Annotated in this window: 13 protein-coding genes and 1 tRNA gene; 11 read left to right on the top strand and 3 right to left on the bottom strand. The window is 55.9% G+C overall.

The window, feature by feature from the left end:
* Positions 1-280 precede the first annotated feature (280 nt).
* Entirely contained in the window at positions 281-2,236 is a 1,956-nt protein-coding gene (gene acs / locus FQ182_RS28855; protein WP_149415180.1) for an acetate--CoA ligase, read from the top strand.
* A 132-nt stretch (positions 2,237-2,368) separates the two neighbouring features.
* Here the strand turns inward: acs and FQ182_RS28850 are convergent, their stop codons facing one another.
* Positions 2,369-3,802 carry a M48 family metalloprotease gene (locus tag FQ182_RS28850; RefSeq protein ID WP_149415179.1) on the bottom strand — a complete coding sequence of 478 codons (1,434 nt, stop codon included), beginning with the start codon at positions 3,800-3,802 and terminating at the stop codon, positions 2,369-2,371.
* Between the two features lie 95 nt (positions 3,803-3,897).
* On the opposite strand from FQ182_RS28850, the gene FQ182_RS28845 reads away from it, so the two are divergent.
* Both FQ182_RS28845 and FQ182_RS28840 read left to right on the top strand, forming a co-directional pair.
* Positions 3,898-4,137, top strand: a complete 240-nt coding sequence (locus FQ182_RS28845) for a sulfurtransferase TusA family protein (protein ID WP_133101887.1) — start codon at positions 3,898-3,900, stop codon at positions 4,135-4,137.
* A gap of 29 nt (positions 4,138-4,166) precedes the next feature.
* A complete protein-coding gene (locus FQ182_RS28840) occupies positions 4,167-5,237 on the top strand; it encodes an AI-2E family transporter (RefSeq protein WP_149415178.1) in 1,071 nt (356 codons plus the stop codon).
* Positions 5,238-5,345: 108 nt separating this feature from the next.
* On the opposite strand, the gene FQ182_RS28835 is transcribed toward FQ182_RS28840, so the two are convergent.
* A complete protein-coding gene (locus FQ182_RS28835; protein WP_149415177.1) occupies positions 5,346-5,819 on the bottom strand; it encodes a peroxiredoxin in 474 nt (157 codons plus the stop codon).
* 10 nt (positions 5,820-5,829) lie between these two features.
* On the bottom strand, positions 5,830-6,390 hold the full coding sequence (locus FQ182_RS28830; protein WP_133101884.1) for a glycine cleavage system protein R: 561 nt from the start codon (positions 6,388-6,390) through the stop codon (positions 5,830-5,832).
* 261 nt (positions 6,391-6,651) lie between these two features.
* On the opposite strand from FQ182_RS28830, the gene dapA reads away from it, so the two are divergent.
* From dapA to FQ182_RS28790, 8 genes are all read left to right on the top strand, one after another.
* The gene (gene dapA / locus FQ182_RS28825; RefSeq protein ID WP_149415176.1) at positions 6,652-7,530 is read left to right on the top strand and encodes a 4-hydroxy-tetrahydrodipicolinate synthase; all 879 of its coding nucleotides are present in this window, start codon (positions 6,652-6,654) and stop codon (positions 7,528-7,530) included.
* Positions 7,531-7,547: 17 nt separating this feature from the next.
* Complete coding sequence (bamC, locus tag FQ182_RS28820) at positions 7,548-8,663, top strand: outer membrane protein assembly factor BamC (RefSeq protein WP_149415175.1); 1,116 nt, start codon at positions 7,548-7,550, stop codon at positions 8,661-8,663.
* A 6-nt stretch (positions 8,664-8,669) separates the two neighbouring features.
* The gene (locus tag FQ182_RS28815) at positions 8,670-9,428 is read left to right on the top strand and encodes an MBL fold metallo-hydrolase (RefSeq protein WP_149415174.1); all 759 of its coding nucleotides are present in this window, start codon (positions 8,670-8,672) and stop codon (positions 9,426-9,428) included.
* Positions 9,429-9,456: 28 nt separating this feature from the next.
* The gene (gene purC, locus FQ182_RS28810; RefSeq protein WP_133101880.1) at positions 9,457-10,170 is read left to right on the top strand and encodes a phosphoribosylaminoimidazolesuccinocarboxamide synthase; all 714 of its coding nucleotides are present in this window, start codon (positions 9,457-9,459) and stop codon (positions 10,168-10,170) included.
* 83 nt (positions 10,171-10,253) lie between these two features.
* Positions 10,254-10,343, top strand: a tRNA-Ser gene (locus FQ182_RS28805).
* Between the two features lie 708 nt (positions 10,344-11,051).
* Positions 11,052-11,534, top strand: coding sequence for a BREX-3 system P-loop-containing protein BrxF (brxF, locus tag FQ182_RS28800; protein ID WP_149415173.1), 483 nt, complete (start codon positions 11,052-11,054; stop codon positions 11,532-11,534).
* Positions 11,535-11,552: 18 nt separating this feature from the next.
* The gene (locus FQ182_RS28795) at positions 11,553-15,287 is read left to right on the top strand and encodes a DUF6079 family protein (protein WP_218575112.1); all 3,735 of its coding nucleotides are present in this window, start codon (positions 11,553-11,555) and stop codon (positions 15,285-15,287) included.
* 164 nt (positions 15,288-15,451) lie between these two features.
* Positions 15,452-16,933, top strand: a complete 1,482-nt coding sequence (locus tag FQ182_RS28790) for a DNA methyltransferase (protein WP_149415172.1) — start codon at positions 15,452-15,454, stop codon at positions 16,931-16,933.
* The last annotated feature ends 84 nt before the right edge of the window (positions 16,934-17,017 follow it).

Genomic DNA, 17,017 nt, shown 5'->3' with positions numbered 1-17,017 from the left:
CTGAAGCCTTGGGCATGACTGATTTGAATGGTGGCGCGCTCTTCAACGCTGAGTTCGGTATAAGACATAGGGGCAGCACCGTACCGGAAAGGTCAGGTGTTGCACTCAGTTTTTGCCGCCGCCCAGTGAAAAGCGACGTAGGCCGTGGGCCAGAGGGCTGTGGGCGTAAAGCAGGGTAATTTGTAGGGGCTTGTTACTACCATCGTCGAATGGTTCTATAGGCCCACCCCGGCTACAACAGGGGCATACAACAACAACTATTGTCACCGAGGTAAGAAAGATGAGTGCGGCTTCTCTGTACCCCGTTCGCCCCGAAGTAGCAGCAAACACGCTAACCGATGAGGCGACCTACAAGGCCATGTACCAGCAGTCGGTGGTCAACCCCGACGGTTTCTGGCGCGAGCAGGCTCAGCGTCTTGACTGGATCAAGCCTTTCACCACGGTGAAGCAGACTTCGTTCGACGATCACCATGTCGACATCAAGTGGTTTGCCGATGGCACCCTCAACGTTTCCTACAATTGCCTGGACCGTCACCTTGCCGAGCGTGGCGATAAGGCAGCAATCATCTGGGAGGGCGACGACCCTGCCGAGAGCCGCACCATCACCTATCGCGAGCTGCACGAAGAAGTCTGCAAGTTCGCCAACGCCCTGCGCGGCCAGGATGTGCACCGCGGCGACGTGGTGACTATCTATATGCCGATGATTCCCGAAGCTGTGGTCGCCATGCTGGCCTGTACCCGGATCGGTGCGATTCACTCGGTGGTGTTCGGCGGTTTCTCGCCAGAAGCTCTGGCCGGCCGGATTATCGACTGTCGTTCCAAGGTGGTGATCACCGCCGACGAAGGTATTCGTGCCGGTAAGAAGATTCCGCTCAAGGCCAACGTCGACGACGCCCTGACCAACCCGGAAACCAGCAGCATCCAGAAAGTCATCGTGTGCAAGCGCACCGGTGGCGACATCAAGTGGAACCAACATCGCGACATCTGGTACGAAGACCTGATGAAAGTGGCGGGCACCGTGTGCGCGCCGAAAGAGATGGGTGCTGAAGAAGCGCTGTTCATCCTTTATACCTCCGGCTCCACCGGCAAGCCCAAGGGCGTGCAGCACACCACTGGCGGCTATCTGTTGTATGCGGCGCTGACCCACGAGCGCGTGTTTGACTATCGTCCTGGCGAAATCTACTGGTGCACCGCCGACGTCGGCTGGGTCACTGGCCACACCTATATTGTCTACGGCCCGCTGGCCAATGGCGCGACTACGCTGCTGTTCGAAGGCGTGCCGAACTACCCGGACATCACTCGGGTGGCGAAGATTATCGACAAGCACAAGGTCAATATCCTCTACACCGCACCGACCGCGATCCGCGCGATGATGGCCTCCGGCACCGCCGCGTGCGAAGGCGCCGATGGCAGCAGCTTGCGTCTGCTGGGCTCGGTAGGCGAGCCGATCAACCCTGAAGCGTGGGCCTGGTACTACAAGAACGTCGGCCAATCCCGTTGCCCGATCGTCGACACCTGGTGGCAGACCGAGACCGGCGCAACCTTGATGAGCCCGCTGCCGGGAGCTCACGCCCTCAAGCCAGGTTCTGCGGCACGGCCGTTCTTCGGTGTCGTGCCGGCTCTGGTGGACAACCTGGGCAACATCATCGAAGGTGCAGGCGAAGGGAACCTGGTGATTCTCGATTCGTGGCCGGGCCAGGCACGGACGCTTTACGGCGACCATGACCGTTTCGTCGACACTTACTTCAAGACCTTTCGTGGCATGTATTTCACCGGCGACGGCGCGCGTCGCGATGAAGACGGCTACTGGTGGATCACCGGCCGGGTGGATGACGTGCTTAACGTTTCCGGCCACCGCATGGGCACCGCCGAGATCGAAAGTGCCATGGTTGCCCACCCCAAAGTCGCGGAAGCGGCGGTGGTTGGCGTGCCGCACGACATCAAGGGGCAGGGCATTTATGTCTATGTGACTCTTAATGCTGGCGAAGAAACCAGTGAAGCGCTGCGCCTGGAATTGAAAAACTGGGTGCGCAAGGAGATCGGGCCAATTGCTTCGCCGGATGTAATCCAGTGGGCGCCGGGCTTGCCGAAGACTCGCTCGGGGAAAATCATGCGCCGCATCCTGCGCAAGATTGCCACGGCCGAATACGACGGCTTGGGGGATATCTCCACCCTGGCCGATCCGGGCGTGGTGCAGCATCTGATTGAAACCCACAAGACCATGAACGCCGCGTAAGGCTGGTTGTGTGAATGAAGCCCCATTCGGTGTGAGCCGGATGGGGCTTTTTTTGTTGCGCTCAGCATGGGCGCACTCTTGTGGGTGAGCGTCTCGCCGTAAGGCTGCCCCTATGCCGATGGGGCGAGAGGTTTAGCTCATCATCCCTTTGACCAGGCGTTCCTGTTCGATCAGCTCACGCTGGCGAGTATCGATGCGTGATGACAGTGGGAAGTTGCTGCCGGCGCGGCGCTTGGCGAAGTCCAGTTGCTGAATTGCCTGCTGGAAGTCGCCCACCAGTGCGAAGTACTCGGCACGTGCCTGGTGCAGGCCAATGATGTTGCCCGACAAGCCGCGAGTTTCCGCGACCATGTACCAGACGTCCGGATCATCCGGGCGGGTCTTGAGCAATCCCTCCAGGGCTTTCTCGGCATCGGCGGTGCGATTCTGCTTGAGCAGCAGATCCACGCGCACCTGGTTCAGCGGATAGTTGCCGGGGTATTGCGCCAGCATCCGGTCTGTACGCTGCTGGGCGTCCGGTATGCGGTTGTTGGTGATGTCTAGCTCAATCTGCGCCAGGTTATAGGTGATGTCGTTGGGCGCCTTGGCCAGCAGTAGCTTGAGGTTTTCTCGCGCCTCGTTGAGCTGGGTGCCTTTGATCTGGGCGATGGCCAGGCCATAGCGTGCTACATCGCTTTTCGGATTTTCGTCCAGTTGGGCACGGAAGCGCTTGGCGGCCAGTCCCGGAGTGTCTTCGTAATACAACTGCACACGGGCGCGAATCAGTTGATAGCGCAGGCTGTCTTCCTTGCCGCCGGCCTTGGACTGTTCGGCGCGGTTGCGGGTGTCGGCGATCCGCGATTCGGTCACCGGGTGAGTCAACAGGAACTCGGGTGGCTTGGCATCGAAACGATACTGGCGCATCAAGCGTTCGAACATGGTCGGCATGGAGCGCGGGTCGTAACCGGCTTTCTCCAGGTTGAGAATGCCGATGCGGTCAGCCTCTTGTTCGTTTTGCCGGGAAAAGCGTCGCTGTTCCTGGATGGCTGCGGCCTGGCTGCCGGCAATCGCGGCAATGCCAACATCACCTGCCCCGGCTGCAGCCGCGATGATCCCGCCGAGCAGGGCGGCCATCATCGGAATCTGCATCCGTTGTTGGGCTTCGACGCCACGGGCGAAGTGGCGTTGGGACAAGTGAGCCAGTTCGTGGGCCAGTACCGAAGCATATTCACCTTCGGTCTGGGCGTTGAGGAACAACCCACCGTTGACCCCGATGATGCCACCGGGCGCGGCGAAGGCGTTCAATTGCGGGCTGTTGATCAGAATGAATTCCAGGCGCCGGTCATTGACCTGGCTGGTCTCCACCAGTTTGTAAACGCTGGTTTCGACGTAATCCTTGAGCTGGGGGTCGTTGAGTGCCGAGACCTGGCCGCGCAGGTAAGCCAACCACGCCCGGCCCAGTTGATATTCCTGCTGAGGCGAGACAATGGCAGAACTGGCGTCGCCAAGTGACGGCAGGTCGTCAGCGAAGCCTGGAGAGGCAAGCAGGCAAGCCAGCGTCAGCAGGGTAGGGCGCAAAAAAGTCATGCACAAAGCCTTTCGACAAAGACCTTACTGTAGCCGGACACTGAGCTTGGGACCAGATATTCTAAGCGCCCCCGATGCCCGCCAGGAGCTAAACCATGACCGACTCTGTCGCCTTTGATGCCGAGCTCGATGCCAGCGGCCTCAACTGCCCGTTGCCATTGCTCAAGGCCAAGATGGAGCTCAATCGGCTGGCCAGTGGCGCGGTACTTAAAGTGATTGCCACGGACGCGGGCTCCCTGCGAGATTTCCGGACTTTCGCCAAGTTGGCTGGTCACACATTGTTGCGCGAAGAAGAAGACGCTGGCGTCTATCGTTACTGGTTGCGCAAGGCCTGAAGCCTGCCCCCATTGCCCGAGGTTGATTGATGTTCAAAGTGTTACGCGACTGGATTCAGCGCTACTTCTCCGACGAAGAAGCGGTGATATTGGCAGTCCTGCTGTTTCTGGCCTTTACGGCCGTACTCACCTTGGGTGGCATGCTGGCGCCGGTATTGGCGGGGATGGTCCTGGCTTACCTGATGCAAGGCCTGGTAACAACCCTGGAGCGTATGCGCTTGCCGGGCGGCGTGGCAGTGGGGCTGGTGTTTGCCTTGTTCATGGGCCTGTTGCTGGTGTTTATCGTGGTGGTGCTGCCGTTGTTGTGGCATCAGTTGATCACGTTATTCAATGAACTGCCGGGCATGCTTGCCAAGTGGCAGTCGCTGTTGCTGCTGTTGCCCGAGCGCTATCCGCACCTGGTGTCGGACGAGCAAGTGCTGCAGGCCATCGAAGCCGCTCGGGGTGAGATCGGAAAGTTCGGGCAATGGGCGCTGACCTTTTCCCTGTCCAGCCTGCCATTGCTGGTCAACATCATGATCTACCTGGTGTTGGTGCCGATCCTGGTTTTTTTCTTCCTCAAGGACCGGGAAATGATCGGACGCTGGGCGCGCGGCTATCTGCCGCGCGAACGAGCGCTGATTACTCGGGTGGCCCAGGAAATGAACCGACAGATCGCCAACTACATTCGTGGCAAGGTCATCGAGATTTTCATTTGCGGTGGGGTGACCTACATCGCGTTCGTGACGCTGGGGTTGAACTACGCCGCGTTGCTGGCGCTGCTGGTAGGCGTGTCAGTGGTGGTGCCCTACGTCGGCGCCGTGGTGGTCACCGTGCCGGTGATGTTGATCGCACTGTTCCAGTGGGGCTGGAGCGATCAGTTCATCTACCTGATGGCGGTCTACGGCATCATCCAGACCCTGGACGGCAACGTGCTGGTGCCGCTGCTGTTCTCCGAGGCGGTGAACCTGCATCCGGTGGCGATCATCTGTGCGGTGTTGTTGTTTGGCGGGTTGTGGGGCTTCTGGGGGGTGTTTTTTGCGATTCCCCTGGCGACGCTGTTCAAGGCGGTGCTGGATGCGTGGCCGCGGCAGGAGCCGGTTGTTGCACCGCTACTGTAGGAGCGAGCTTGCTCGCGATGGGCGTGAACGATAACGCGCCCATTCTGAATGAGCGCGGTGTTTGCGAGTCCTTCGCGAGCAAGCTCGCTCCTACAGTTCAGGTATGAATCAAGCCTTATTCAAAGCCTGGGCCGCTGCCAGAACAGCATCCACATGCCCCGGCACTTTCACACCACGCCATTCCTGACGCAGCACACCATCCTTGTCGATCAGAAAGGTGCTGCGATCAACGCCCAGGTATTCCTTGCCATACAGCTTCTTCAGCTTGATTACATCAAACAGCTGGCACACCGCTTCATCCTTGTCGCTGATCAGCTCAAAGGGGAATTGCTGCTTGGCCTTGAAATTTTCATGGGACTTCACGCTGTCCCGGGACACGCCAAACACCTCGGTGTTGGCCGCCTGGAACGCTGCGTACTGGTCACGAAAACCCTGGCCTTCGGTGGTGCAGCCGGGAGTGCTGTCTTTTGGGTAGAAGTAGATCACCGCTTGTTTGCCCTTGAGCCCGGCGAGGCTGAAGGTTTGCCCGCTGGTGGCCTGGGCTTCGAAATCGGCTACCGGTTTGTCGATGACTACCGCCATGAAAACTTCCTTACATTGGGTTCTGTGGGCGCCATGGCTCGATCAGTGCGTCGAGGTTCAGGGCATCGGCGAAATCCAGGAACTGGTCGCGCAGCCAACTGATCTGCACGCCGGCCGGCAAGGTCACGGTAAAGGTGGCGTTGAGCATGGTGCCGCCGGTCTGTGGGGCCTGATAGGTATCGCAGGTCAGGTTTTCCAGGTCGACGTTATGGTCGATAAAGAACTGGCACAGTTCGTTGACGATGTCCGAACGGTAGGCCGAACTGACATAGGCGACGTAGGGCAGGGCCTGTGGACGATTCTCCAGGGCGGCGCTGCGCACCATGTTAACGGTGAAGTCGTGCTTCTTGGCCAGGCCCGGCAAACCGGTCTCCAGGCGTGCAAGAGCATCCCAGGTCCCGGAGATCTGCAGGACCAGCGCGCTGCATTCGCCATGGCGGGTCAGGCGGGAAGTTACGACGGCGCAGCGGTTTTCATGGCTGGCGCGGCACAGGACGTTAGTCAGCTCCATGGGGTTGGCGCCGAGGGCACTGATGACAAGGAATTGTTCGCGGACTGTGGGGGTGGACATGCAGCCTTCCTAAAGCGATGAGCGGTCGATACGTCGATAGGCGTCTCGATCAAAGTATGAAGGGTAGCGAAAACCGTCGCCGAGGGCTAGGAGGTGGCGTTTTCATTGCGTAATCACCCTCATCAAACCCTGCTTTCGCCCAATGATGGCGTCGACGAGCGCTAAGTTGATCCAGAACGCATACTCAGGCGGTACTTCGCTTGTACAAGCATCTTGGCGCCAGTACCATTACGGCTCTCTTTTTCCGGCAGGAGCGGTTGCATGATTGCGGGCAGTATGGTGGCACTGGTCACACCCATGGATGCACAAGGTAATCTCGACTGGGACAGCCTGAGCAAACTAGTGGACTTTCACCTGCAAGAGGGCACCAACGCCATTGTGGCGGTCGGCACCACTGGTGAGTCCGCGACGCTCAGCGTGGAAGAGCATATCGAGGTGATCAAGTTTGTCGTCAAGCAGGTTGCCGGGCGCATCCCGGTGATCGCCGGTACTGGCGCCAACTCGACCCGCGAAGCGATCGAACTGACCACCAACGCCAAGAAAGCCGGCGCCGATGCCTGCCTGCTCGTGACGCCGTACTACAACAAGCCGACCCAGGAAGGCCTGTACCAGCACTTTCGCACCATCGCCGAAGCCGTCGACATCCCGCAGATCCTCTATAACGTCCCAGGCCGTACTGCTTGCGACATGCAGGCTGCGACCGTGATTCGTCTGTCTACCGTGCCGAACATCATTGGCATCAAGGAAGCCACCGGCGACCTGCAACGCGCCAAGGACATCCTGGCTGGCGTGAGCAGCGATTTCCTGCTGTATTCCGGTGACGACGCGACTGCTGTCGAGCTGATCCTGCTGGGTGGCAAGGGCAATATTTCGGTAACTGCCAACGTTGCTCCCCGTCTCATGAGCGAGCTGTGTGCCGCTGCTATCGCTGGTGATGCCGTCAAGGCCCGTGCGATCCATGAGCAACTGGCGCCGCTCAACAAAAACCTGTTTATCGAATCCAACCCTATTCCCGTGAAATGGGCGCTGCATGAGATGGGTATGATGCCGGACGGTATCCGTCTGCCGCTCACCTGGCTCAGCGAAGCCTGTCACGAACCGCTGCGACAGGCCCTGCGCCAGTCCGGCGTCCTGGTTTAATTGAGGAAGCACTACGCATGAAGCGATTGGCCGGACTTTCCGCACTTGCCTTGATTATCTCCAGCACCAGTGGCTGCGGTTGGATCTGGGGCCCGGAAGGCTACTTCCGTGACCGCGGCAGCGATTACCTGGAAGCACAACAAACCGCACCGATGCAATTGCCGCCGGACGTTAACGTCGCCAAGCGTCTTGACCCGTTGCTGCCGATTCCGCGCAACGTGGCCGACGACACCGTCAAGGGCGAGTACGAAGTGCCACGCCCACTGCCGATCTCGGCCGTGGCCGATGCTAGCGACTACAGCCTGCAGAAGAGCGGTGATTCCCGTTGGATCATGGCTCAGCGCCCACCTGCCGAAGTCTGGCCGGTAGCCTTGCAGTTCTTCCAGGACAACGGTTTGCGTATCGATGAGCAGCGCCCGCAGACCGGTGAGTTCACCACCGCGTGGCAGCAGCCTAATGAATTATCGGCCAACATGGCCAAGCGCCTGCAAGCCGGTGGCATCGCGGCTGACGGCGAAAGCCGCATTCGTGTGCGCATCGAACCTGGCGTGCAACGCAATACCAGTGAAGTCTACGTAGTCAGCGCCGAGCGTCCTGCCGGCAGCACCGCCAACGTCGACTTCACCAATCGCTCGGTCAACACCGGTGTCGATTCCGCGCTGGTCGACGAGATGCTCGCCAGCATGAGCCGCATTTCCGAGAAGGGCGGTTCCGTCTCCCTTCTGGCCGCTCGCGATTACGACACGCCTAACCGCGTCAGCCTCACCGAAGACGGCAGCGGCAACGTCGTGCTCAACCTGGGTGAAGACCTGGACCGTGCCTGGTCGAGTGTCGGCCGTGCGCTGGAGCAAGGCGAATGGCGCGTTGAAGACATCAACCGCAGCCTGGGCCTGTACTACATCAACTTGGCCGAAAAAGCCGAGAAGAAAGACGAAGAGCCAGGTTTCTTCGGCAAATTGTTCGGCAGCAAGCCAAGCAAGGAAGAAGTCGAAACCCGCGCCGAGCGTTATCAGGTTCGCCTGAGCAAGGTAGGCGACAACGTGCAAGTCACCGTCGAGAAAAACATCAACACTGTGGCGCCGGCAGAAGTGGCGCGCAAAGTGTTGGGCGTGATTCAGGACAACCTGGGCTGATATCCGATGCGGTTTGCCGTTCTCGGCAGCGGTAGCCAAGGGAACGGCACGCTAGTAGCCCACGACGACACGTACGTCCTGGTGGATTGTGGTTTCTCCCTGCGGGAAACCGAGCGGCGCCTGCTGCGCCTGGGGGTTCACCCCTCGCAGCTGAGCGCGATTCTGGTGACCCACGAACATGCCGACCACGTGCATGGCGTGGGTTTGCTGTCTCGGCGCTACAATCTTCCGGTGTACCTGAGTCGCGGTACCTTGCGCGGGATGCGCAAACCCATAGAGCCCGCAGGTTTGTTGGCCGGTGGCGAGCAACTGCAGATTGGTGCCTTGAGCATTGACGTCATTGCCGTGGCTCACGATGCCCAGGAACCGACGCAGTACGTATTCACTGGCGGTGAGCGACGCTTCGGCCTGCTCACCGACCTGGGTTCCTACTGCGCCAAGGTGCTGGACGGCTATCGGGACCTCGATGCATTGATGATCGAGTCCAACCACTGCCGTGACATGCTTGCCCGTGGTCACTACCCGTACTTTCTCAAGCAGCGGGTTGGTGGGGAACTGGGACATTTGAACAACCATCAGGCGGCGTACCTGGTGTATGAGTTGGGCTGGCAAGACCTGCAACACCTGGTCCTGGCCCACCTGAGCAGCAAGAACAACCTGCCGCAGCTGGCCCGGCAATGTTTTGTCGACACCCTCGGGTGCGACCCGGACTGGCTGCAACTGGCCGATCAAGATTCAGGGCTCGACTGGCGACATATCGCCTAGCCCACCTACTTAGCAAGCGGAGCCCATCATGGAAAAACGTGAAGAACTCTACCGCGGCAAAGCCAAATCGGTTTACAAGACCGACGACGCCAACCGCTTGATCCTGCTGTTTCGCAACGACACCTCGGCGTTCGACGGTAAGCGTATCGAACAGCTCGACCGCAAAGGCATGGTGAACAACAAGTTCAACGCCTTCATCATGCAGAAACTCGAAGAAGCCGGCGTGCCGACTCAATTCGACAAACTGCTGGGCGACAACGAATGCCTGGTGAAAAAACTCGACATGATCCCGGTCGAGTGCGTCGTGCGTAACTACGCCGCCGGTAGCCTGGTCAAGCGCCTGGGCGTGGAAGAGGGCCTCAAGCTCAACCCCTACACCTTCGAACTGTTCCTCAAGGACGACGCCAAGGGCGACCCGTTCATCAACGAATCCCACGTCGTGGCGTTCGGTTGGGGCACCGCTGAACAGCTCGTGCGCATGAAAGAACTGTCCCTCAAGGTCAACGACGTCCTGAGCAAACTGTTCGACGACGCGGGCCTGTTGCTGGTCGACTTCAAACTCGAATTCGGCGTGTTCCACGACGGTTCCATCGTCCTGGGCGACGAATTCAGCCCGGACGGCTGCCGCCTGTGGGACAAGGAGACTCGCAAGAAGATGGACAAGGACCGCTTCCGCCAGGGTCTCGGTGACGTCATCGAAGCCTACGAAGAAGTCGCCAACCGTCTCGGCGTACCGCTGTAATCGACGCAAGCATCTGATAGCACGGAAAAAAATCCACCAGGAGCTTTGCTTCCCGGTAACAGGCTGTTATGATGCGCGCCGTTGGAGAGATGCCAGAGTGGCCGAATGGGACGGATTCGAAATCCGTTGTACCTTCACCGGTACCTAGGGTTCGAATCCCTATCTCTCCGCCATTATTTTCGAATAAAGCCCCGCCTTGCGGGGCTTTTTCGTTTCTTGTGCTTTCTATTCCCCCATCTGTTCCCCCACTCTCTCTTTGCGTGATTTTACCCTGCCGCCTTTTAAGGGCTATGGATGAGGCGGTGTGTAAGCGCGAGGTAAAGAAATACTCATCAATGCGTATGGCATGTGCGGCCTAGCCCTCTGGGGCATTCGGCTGTGGTCAATCAGTACGCTATCGTCGTCATGTAGCAATCCCTATATTGAATTGCCTTCGACACTGACCATTGCGTGGTACAGGGTGAGGACGTGAGATTTTGAAAACCAAGCCAGATATCTATCCTCCCCTCGCCTGTCGGAGTTACCTATGCCAATCAGCGAATGAAGGAATGTCGGCTTGGCGTCGCTTAGATACTCGGAACCGGACCATAGCGTTTATACGTACTGGCTCAAAGGCATCAGAAACCAAGCAGGTACTGGGCTGTTGCTGTAAAATCAGCCCCCAATAGTAATACCAGTGTTAAGGGGGCTTGAGCGCAGACCAATCCGCCATATAGGCGCTGGAAACCATAGCGCTTAACTCAACCCTAGATATGTTCAACCAATGAGCTGAGATGGCCCGCCTAGGTTTGCCTTTTGAGCACGAAGATTTGACCGTTCGCAAATGCTTGCATAATCGCCGAAGATTGAGCCGAGCAAGCTGGATATGAAAGGCTCTACCTATGACGGTTGTAGAAAAGCTAGAAAAACTGCTTGTAGATGTCCCGGCCTTACACAGCCAGCTGATTTTAGTGGTTGGCTCAGTTGGTAGTGGAAAAACATTGGCTTTACATAATCTAGCTAAAAGGCTCAACGATCTGCCTTATGACGTCACTCCACTAAACGTCGGTTCTGCACTCGGCTCGCGTTTGCTCAGCCTACCAGGGAAGGCGCGTTCATTCGAAGCGGCTAACCTGCTTCGAGAGCTAGCTTATGAGCACTGCCACAAAGGGGTGCTCCTGCTCGATAATATCGAGATCTTGTTCGATAACCATCTGCAGCTTGACCCGCTCGACCTGCTCAAGCGTCAGGCCCAGTCTCGTCCTGTGGTAGCCACCTGGCCTGGCACGTTGCAAGATGGTCGTTTGATCTACGCCCGAATGGGACACCCCGAATATCAGGACTATGCCGCAAACGGCCTAGTTTACCTTCAGATTGATGCCTAGTAATAACGCGAGGAACGCATGTCGACAGCCATGAAGTACGGCGATCTCATCCAGTTTGAGCCCATTGAGTCAGTGATCCAACTGCTGGACGCCAACCGTCCTGATGAAGCGCAGAAGCTGATTTCTACCTATGTCATCTCCGATGACATGGCTGAGCGCATTGCCTCGTTGATGATTCCCCAGCTGTCGTTTGATGAGTCTGTCGATCACAAAGGCCTCTTGGTGGTAGGAAACTACGGTACCGGTAAATCGCATTTGATGTCTGTGATCTCTTTGGTAGCGGAAAATATTGATTACGCCGCGATGATTCGTCATCCCCAGGTGGCCGAGGCTGTGTCCGCGATTGCTGGAAAGTTCAAAGTACACCGCATCGAGGTGTCCAGCCAGATGTCGCTAAGAGGCATCATTACCAATGAGCTGGAGCGCTTCCTCACCAAGCATGACGTTAGCTACAACTTCCCCCCGGCCGATCAGGTAGTCAATAACAAGGCCTCTTTTGAAGAAATGATGGCCGCTTTTGATGAGGTTCATCCGGGCAAAGGCGTATTGTTGGTTGTCGACGAGTTTCTTGAATACCTGCGGTCGCGCAAGGATCATGACCTTGTTCTGGATTTGTCCTTCCTTCGTGAAATTGGTGAAGTCAGCAAGCACCTGCGCTTTCGTTTCGTGGCTGGTGTTCAGGAGGCGATCTTCGACAGCAGCCGCTTCCAACATGTCGCTGATAGCCTGCGTCGCGTAAAAGATCGTTTCACCCAGGTACAGCTGGCTCGCCAGGATGTCAGTTTCGTGGTCGCTGAGCGTCTTCTGAAGAAGTCCGTCGACCAGCAGGAGAAGATTCGGTCCTACCTAGCCCCTTTTTCCAAGTTCTACGGTTCCATGAACGAGCGTATGGATGAGTATGTGCGCCTGTTTCCCGTCCATCCAGATTACCTGAAGACCTTTGAGCAGCTTGTCTTCACTGAGAAACGTGGTGCGCTGGTCACACTGCGAGACCAGATCAAGACCATCCTCAACGACGAAGTGCCAAGCGATCGTCCAGGTTTAGTGGCCTACGATGCCTTCTGGCAAACAGTCAAATCTAACTCGGTATTCAAGGCTGACCCGGGTGTCGGGCCTGTGATCAGCGTTGCCGATGTTCTTGAATCACGTATCCAGCAAGGCTTTGCTCGGCCAACCTATAAGGCGATGGCTCTGCGCATTATTCATGCACTGTCAGTGCATCGATTGACTACTGGCGGCGACATCTATGTTCCAGTCGGTCCGCGGGCTCAAGAACTACGTGACTCATTGTGCTTGTACCAGCCAGGCTTGGAAGATATGCCTGAGCCTGCTGAAGACCTACTCAGCTTTGTGATAACGGCACTACGTGAAATTCTGAAAACCGTAAACGGTCAGTTTATTTCCAAATCCGCGGATACCGAGCAGTATTATCTCGACCTTAAGAAGGACGTCGACTACGACGCGCAGATCGAAAAGCGTGCTGACGTGCTGTCCGATGATAGCCTGGATCGCGCTTACTTCAGTGCCGTTAAACAGCTGATGGAACAGGCCGATGACCTTTGTTACGTGACCGGTCATCAGATCTGGCAGTACCCGATCGAGTGGCAGGAACGCCGTACTGAACGTGATGGCTATCTATTCTTTGGTGCTCCCAACGATCGTCCGACCGCACAGCCTGAGCGCGACTTCTACATCTATTTTGTTCAGCCATTCGAGCCACCGCGCTTTCGTGACGAGAACAAGGCTGATGAGGTGTTTTTCCGCCTAAAGGGGGTGGATGACGAAATCCGTAAACACCTAGCTTTTTATGCCGCTGCCTTGGAACTGGCGAACTCAACCAGTGGTGGAGCCAAAGTCATCTATCAGACTAGAGCGCAGGACTTTCTCAAGGCCATGAGTAAGTGGCTGCAAGAAAAGCAGATGAGCGCCTATGAAGTGACCTACCAGGGTAAAAAAGCTACTTTACTGGACTGGGTCAAAGGTATCTCGTTGCGTGACAAGGCGCGCCTGGGCAACGACGAACGCATCAACTTTCGCGATGTGGTCAATGTGGTTGCTGGGTTGGCCATGAATCAGCAGTTCGCTGAAACAGCACCCGAATATCCCACTTTTCCGGTGCTAGTTACGCGATCCAACGTCAAGCAGATGGTCGGTAGTGCACTCAAGGCATTGGCTGGAGGTGCGCGAAGTAAAGACGCCAATGCAATGCTTGATGCTTTGGAAATGCTCGATGGCGACCGTATCGAACCGGGCCGCTCGCGCTACGCTCAGGAAGTCCTCAAACGTCTCAAGGAAAAAGGACACGGCCAGGCACTTAACCGCAGCGAATTGCTGGTGGGCGGCGGAGAGGTTGAGTATTTCCATCCAATTCGCTTCCGTCTTGAGCCCGAACTGTTGGTTACCGTGCTGGCTGGGTTGGTGTATTCCGGCGACATCGTTCTGGCCATTACTGGTGACAAGATCGATTCCAGCAAACTAAGCCTGCTGGCCGAGCGCAGTCAGGACGAACTCAAGCAGTTCAAGCACGTCGAAGCACCCAAAGAGATCAATGTTGCAGTGCTGCGCAGTCTATTCGAGTTGCTCGGCTTGACCCCAGGCTTAGCGCAGATGGCGGTGCAAGGTTCTGAGGAGCCTGTTAAACAGCTGCAAGGTAAGGTAACCGAACTGGTCAACCGTCTGCTTTCAGCGAGCACCGACATGCAAAATCGTCTCAGCTTTTGGGGGCAGTCGTTGCTTACCAATGCAGAGGTAGCAGACTGGCGTGTACGGTTGGAGTCTCTGAAAGGTTTTGTTGAAGGTCTTTCACCCTTTAATACGGTAGGGAAACTTAAGAACCTGCGAATCGGCTCCGACGACATCAACGCCCAGCAGCAAAACCTGCATGTGTTGGAGTCGGTCGAACGTTTGTTGGATTTGGTTAGCGAATTGGGGGCTGTTGCCGCTTATCTGTCTCAGGCCGAGTTGGTGCTCCCAGCCGACCATACCTGGGTTAAGCAGGCACAGGCTGCTCGAGCATCTATTCTTGGCAAGCTCAGTCAGGATCGAATCGCGCAGCACTCTGGTGAGTATCGTCAGTCTCTCAATATTCTTAAAAAGGATTACCTCAACGCCTACATCAGCCTGCATAGCAAGGCGCGCCTCGGTGTGGTGGAGGACAAGACCAAGGCAGCACTGCGTAAAGATCCGCGCTTGGCCAACTTGCGTACTCTGGTCGGTATCTCGCTAATGCCTACGAGTCAGCTCAGTGCATTTGATCAGCGTGTCGATAGTCTGAGGAGCTGCCATCAGCTTACAGAGTCGGAGCTCTATGCGAGCCCGTACTGCCAGCACTGCAGCTTCAAACCTGCTAATGAGCAACTGCAGCTAGGCGTTGCGTCCCACGCACTGATGCAGTTGGATGATGAGTTGGATGAGTTGCTAGCTAACTGGCAGCAGACGCTATTGGACAATCTCGAAGATCCGACTATTCAGGCCAATCTAGAGCTACTCAAGGCCAGCGCCCGTGAATTAATCGAGAGCTTCATTGCCAATCGTACGTTGGCCAGTCCCGTTGCTCCTGCCTTTGTTAGTGCAATACAGGAAGCACTATCCGGATTAGAGAAAATTACCGTCAGCGGCACCGATATCAGGAAAGCTCTGCTCATTGGCGGTTCACCTGCTACACCGGATGACCTACGTAAGCGTTTTGAGTCTCTGCTCAGCGAGCACTGTAAAGGCAAAGATGCTAGTAAGCTGCGCTTTGTGATTGAGTGATGGTGACGCAGCTGAATGGCTGCGTTATTTATCGAAAGATGAAATTTCATGAGCACATTATCGTAAGACGCTGGGTGACGCTAGAAAGGTTTAATAGCAAATAGTGTCATGGGTTTACGCTAGGAAGGCTTTATTTGCTACTTAGAATTAAAGGACAGAGAACAGTGAACGATCTTTTTCAGGACGCAGTTTCGGAAAGTGGTCCAGTTGAGTGCTTGGGGCAAATATTTCCTAGTGATGCCGTGCGTCGTGAGCATTATCTCACCCTGCTGGCAGAAAAGCTGAAGGATCCAGAGTTTCGAAAAAATGAGGGGTTTCCGATTGCTAATGATGAGGCGATCTTGGCTCTGTCCGATCCTCCGTACTACACTGCCTGTCCGAATCCATTTGTCGAAGAGTTTATTGGCTATCACGGAAAGTCATATGACTCTTCTGTTGCGTATAGTAAAGAGCCGTTCTTGGCGGACGTAAGTGAAGGGAAGGGGGACCCGATTTATAACGCCCATAGTTACCATACAAAAGTCCCGCACAAAGCAATCATGCGGTACATTCTCCATTATACTCAGCCTGGTGACGTAGTTTTCGATGGGTTTTGTGGTACTGGGATGACGGGGATAGCTGCGCAGTTATGTGGTGATCGGCAAGTAGTTGAGTCCCTTGGGTATCGTGTCGAGTCGGATGGCACAGTTTTGGAGCACCAAATAGATGAAGGTGGTGTTACGTGGAAAGCTTTCTCGAAGCTTGGGGCCCGAGTAGCACTACTAAATGAACTCTCTCCAGCAGCATCGTTTATCGCTGCCAACTATAATACGGCGGTAGATGTTCAGGACTTCAAGCGTGATGCAGAAAGAATTTTGGAAGAGGTCTATGATGAATGTCGGTGGATGTACGAAACTCGTCACGGCGATGGGGATGTAAAAGGCCTGATAAACTTTACTCTTTGGTCTGATGTTTTTAGCTGTCCGAATTGCGCAGATGAAATTATTTTTTGGGATGTTGCTGCCGATGAGGAAGCAGGAAAAGTCCGTGACGAATTTAATTGCCCTCATTGTTCCGTTTTGCTCACAAAGCGGGGGATGGATCGTGCGTGGAGGACTTTTACCGATTTATCAACTGGGCAAGTAACTCGTCAAGCAAAGCAAGTTCCTGTTTTAATAAATTATAGTGTTGGGAAGTCTCGCTTTAAGAAAAAGCCAGATCAGAATGATCTTGAAATAGTTGAAAGAATCTCTGCGCTAGACGTCGTTGATTGGTTTCCCTCGGATCGAATGATGGCCGGCGGAGAAACTCGAAGGAATGACCCGGTAGGGATTACGCATGTTCATCATTTTTATACGCGTCGAAATTTAATTGCCCTGTCCAAGTTCAGGGAGCGCATATTTTCTGCTAGGCAAGAAAAAATTAGTCCGGGGCTTGGGCTTTGGTTTACGTCAAGTCATGTTTGGGCGACTCGATTAAATCGTTTGCTGGCGTCAAATTATTTTAAAGGAGGTGGAGGAGTTATAGGGCAGACACTGCAAGGCACGTTGTATGTCAGTTCTCTGTCTGTTGAAACCAATTGTATTGAGCGATTTTCATTGAGGATTAACTCTGTACCTTATACTGGGCGGTTGCAGGAGCTGAGTGCAACACGGTCATTGAATTGAAGCTGGAGCATCATGCCGCATAGCCATGGCCTTCTGCATCACCTCGCCCATAACTTCGATTGGGCATTTGAAGTCGAAGCGCTT

The sequence above is a fragment of the Pseudomonas sp. ANT_H4 genome, from assembly GCF_008369295.1.
Lineage (GTDB): Bacteria > Pseudomonadota > Gammaproteobacteria > Pseudomonadales > Pseudomonadaceae > Aquipseudomonas.
The sequence above is the reverse complement of the archived record's forward strand: the minus strand, read 5'-3'. Positions and strand labels throughout refer to the sequence as shown.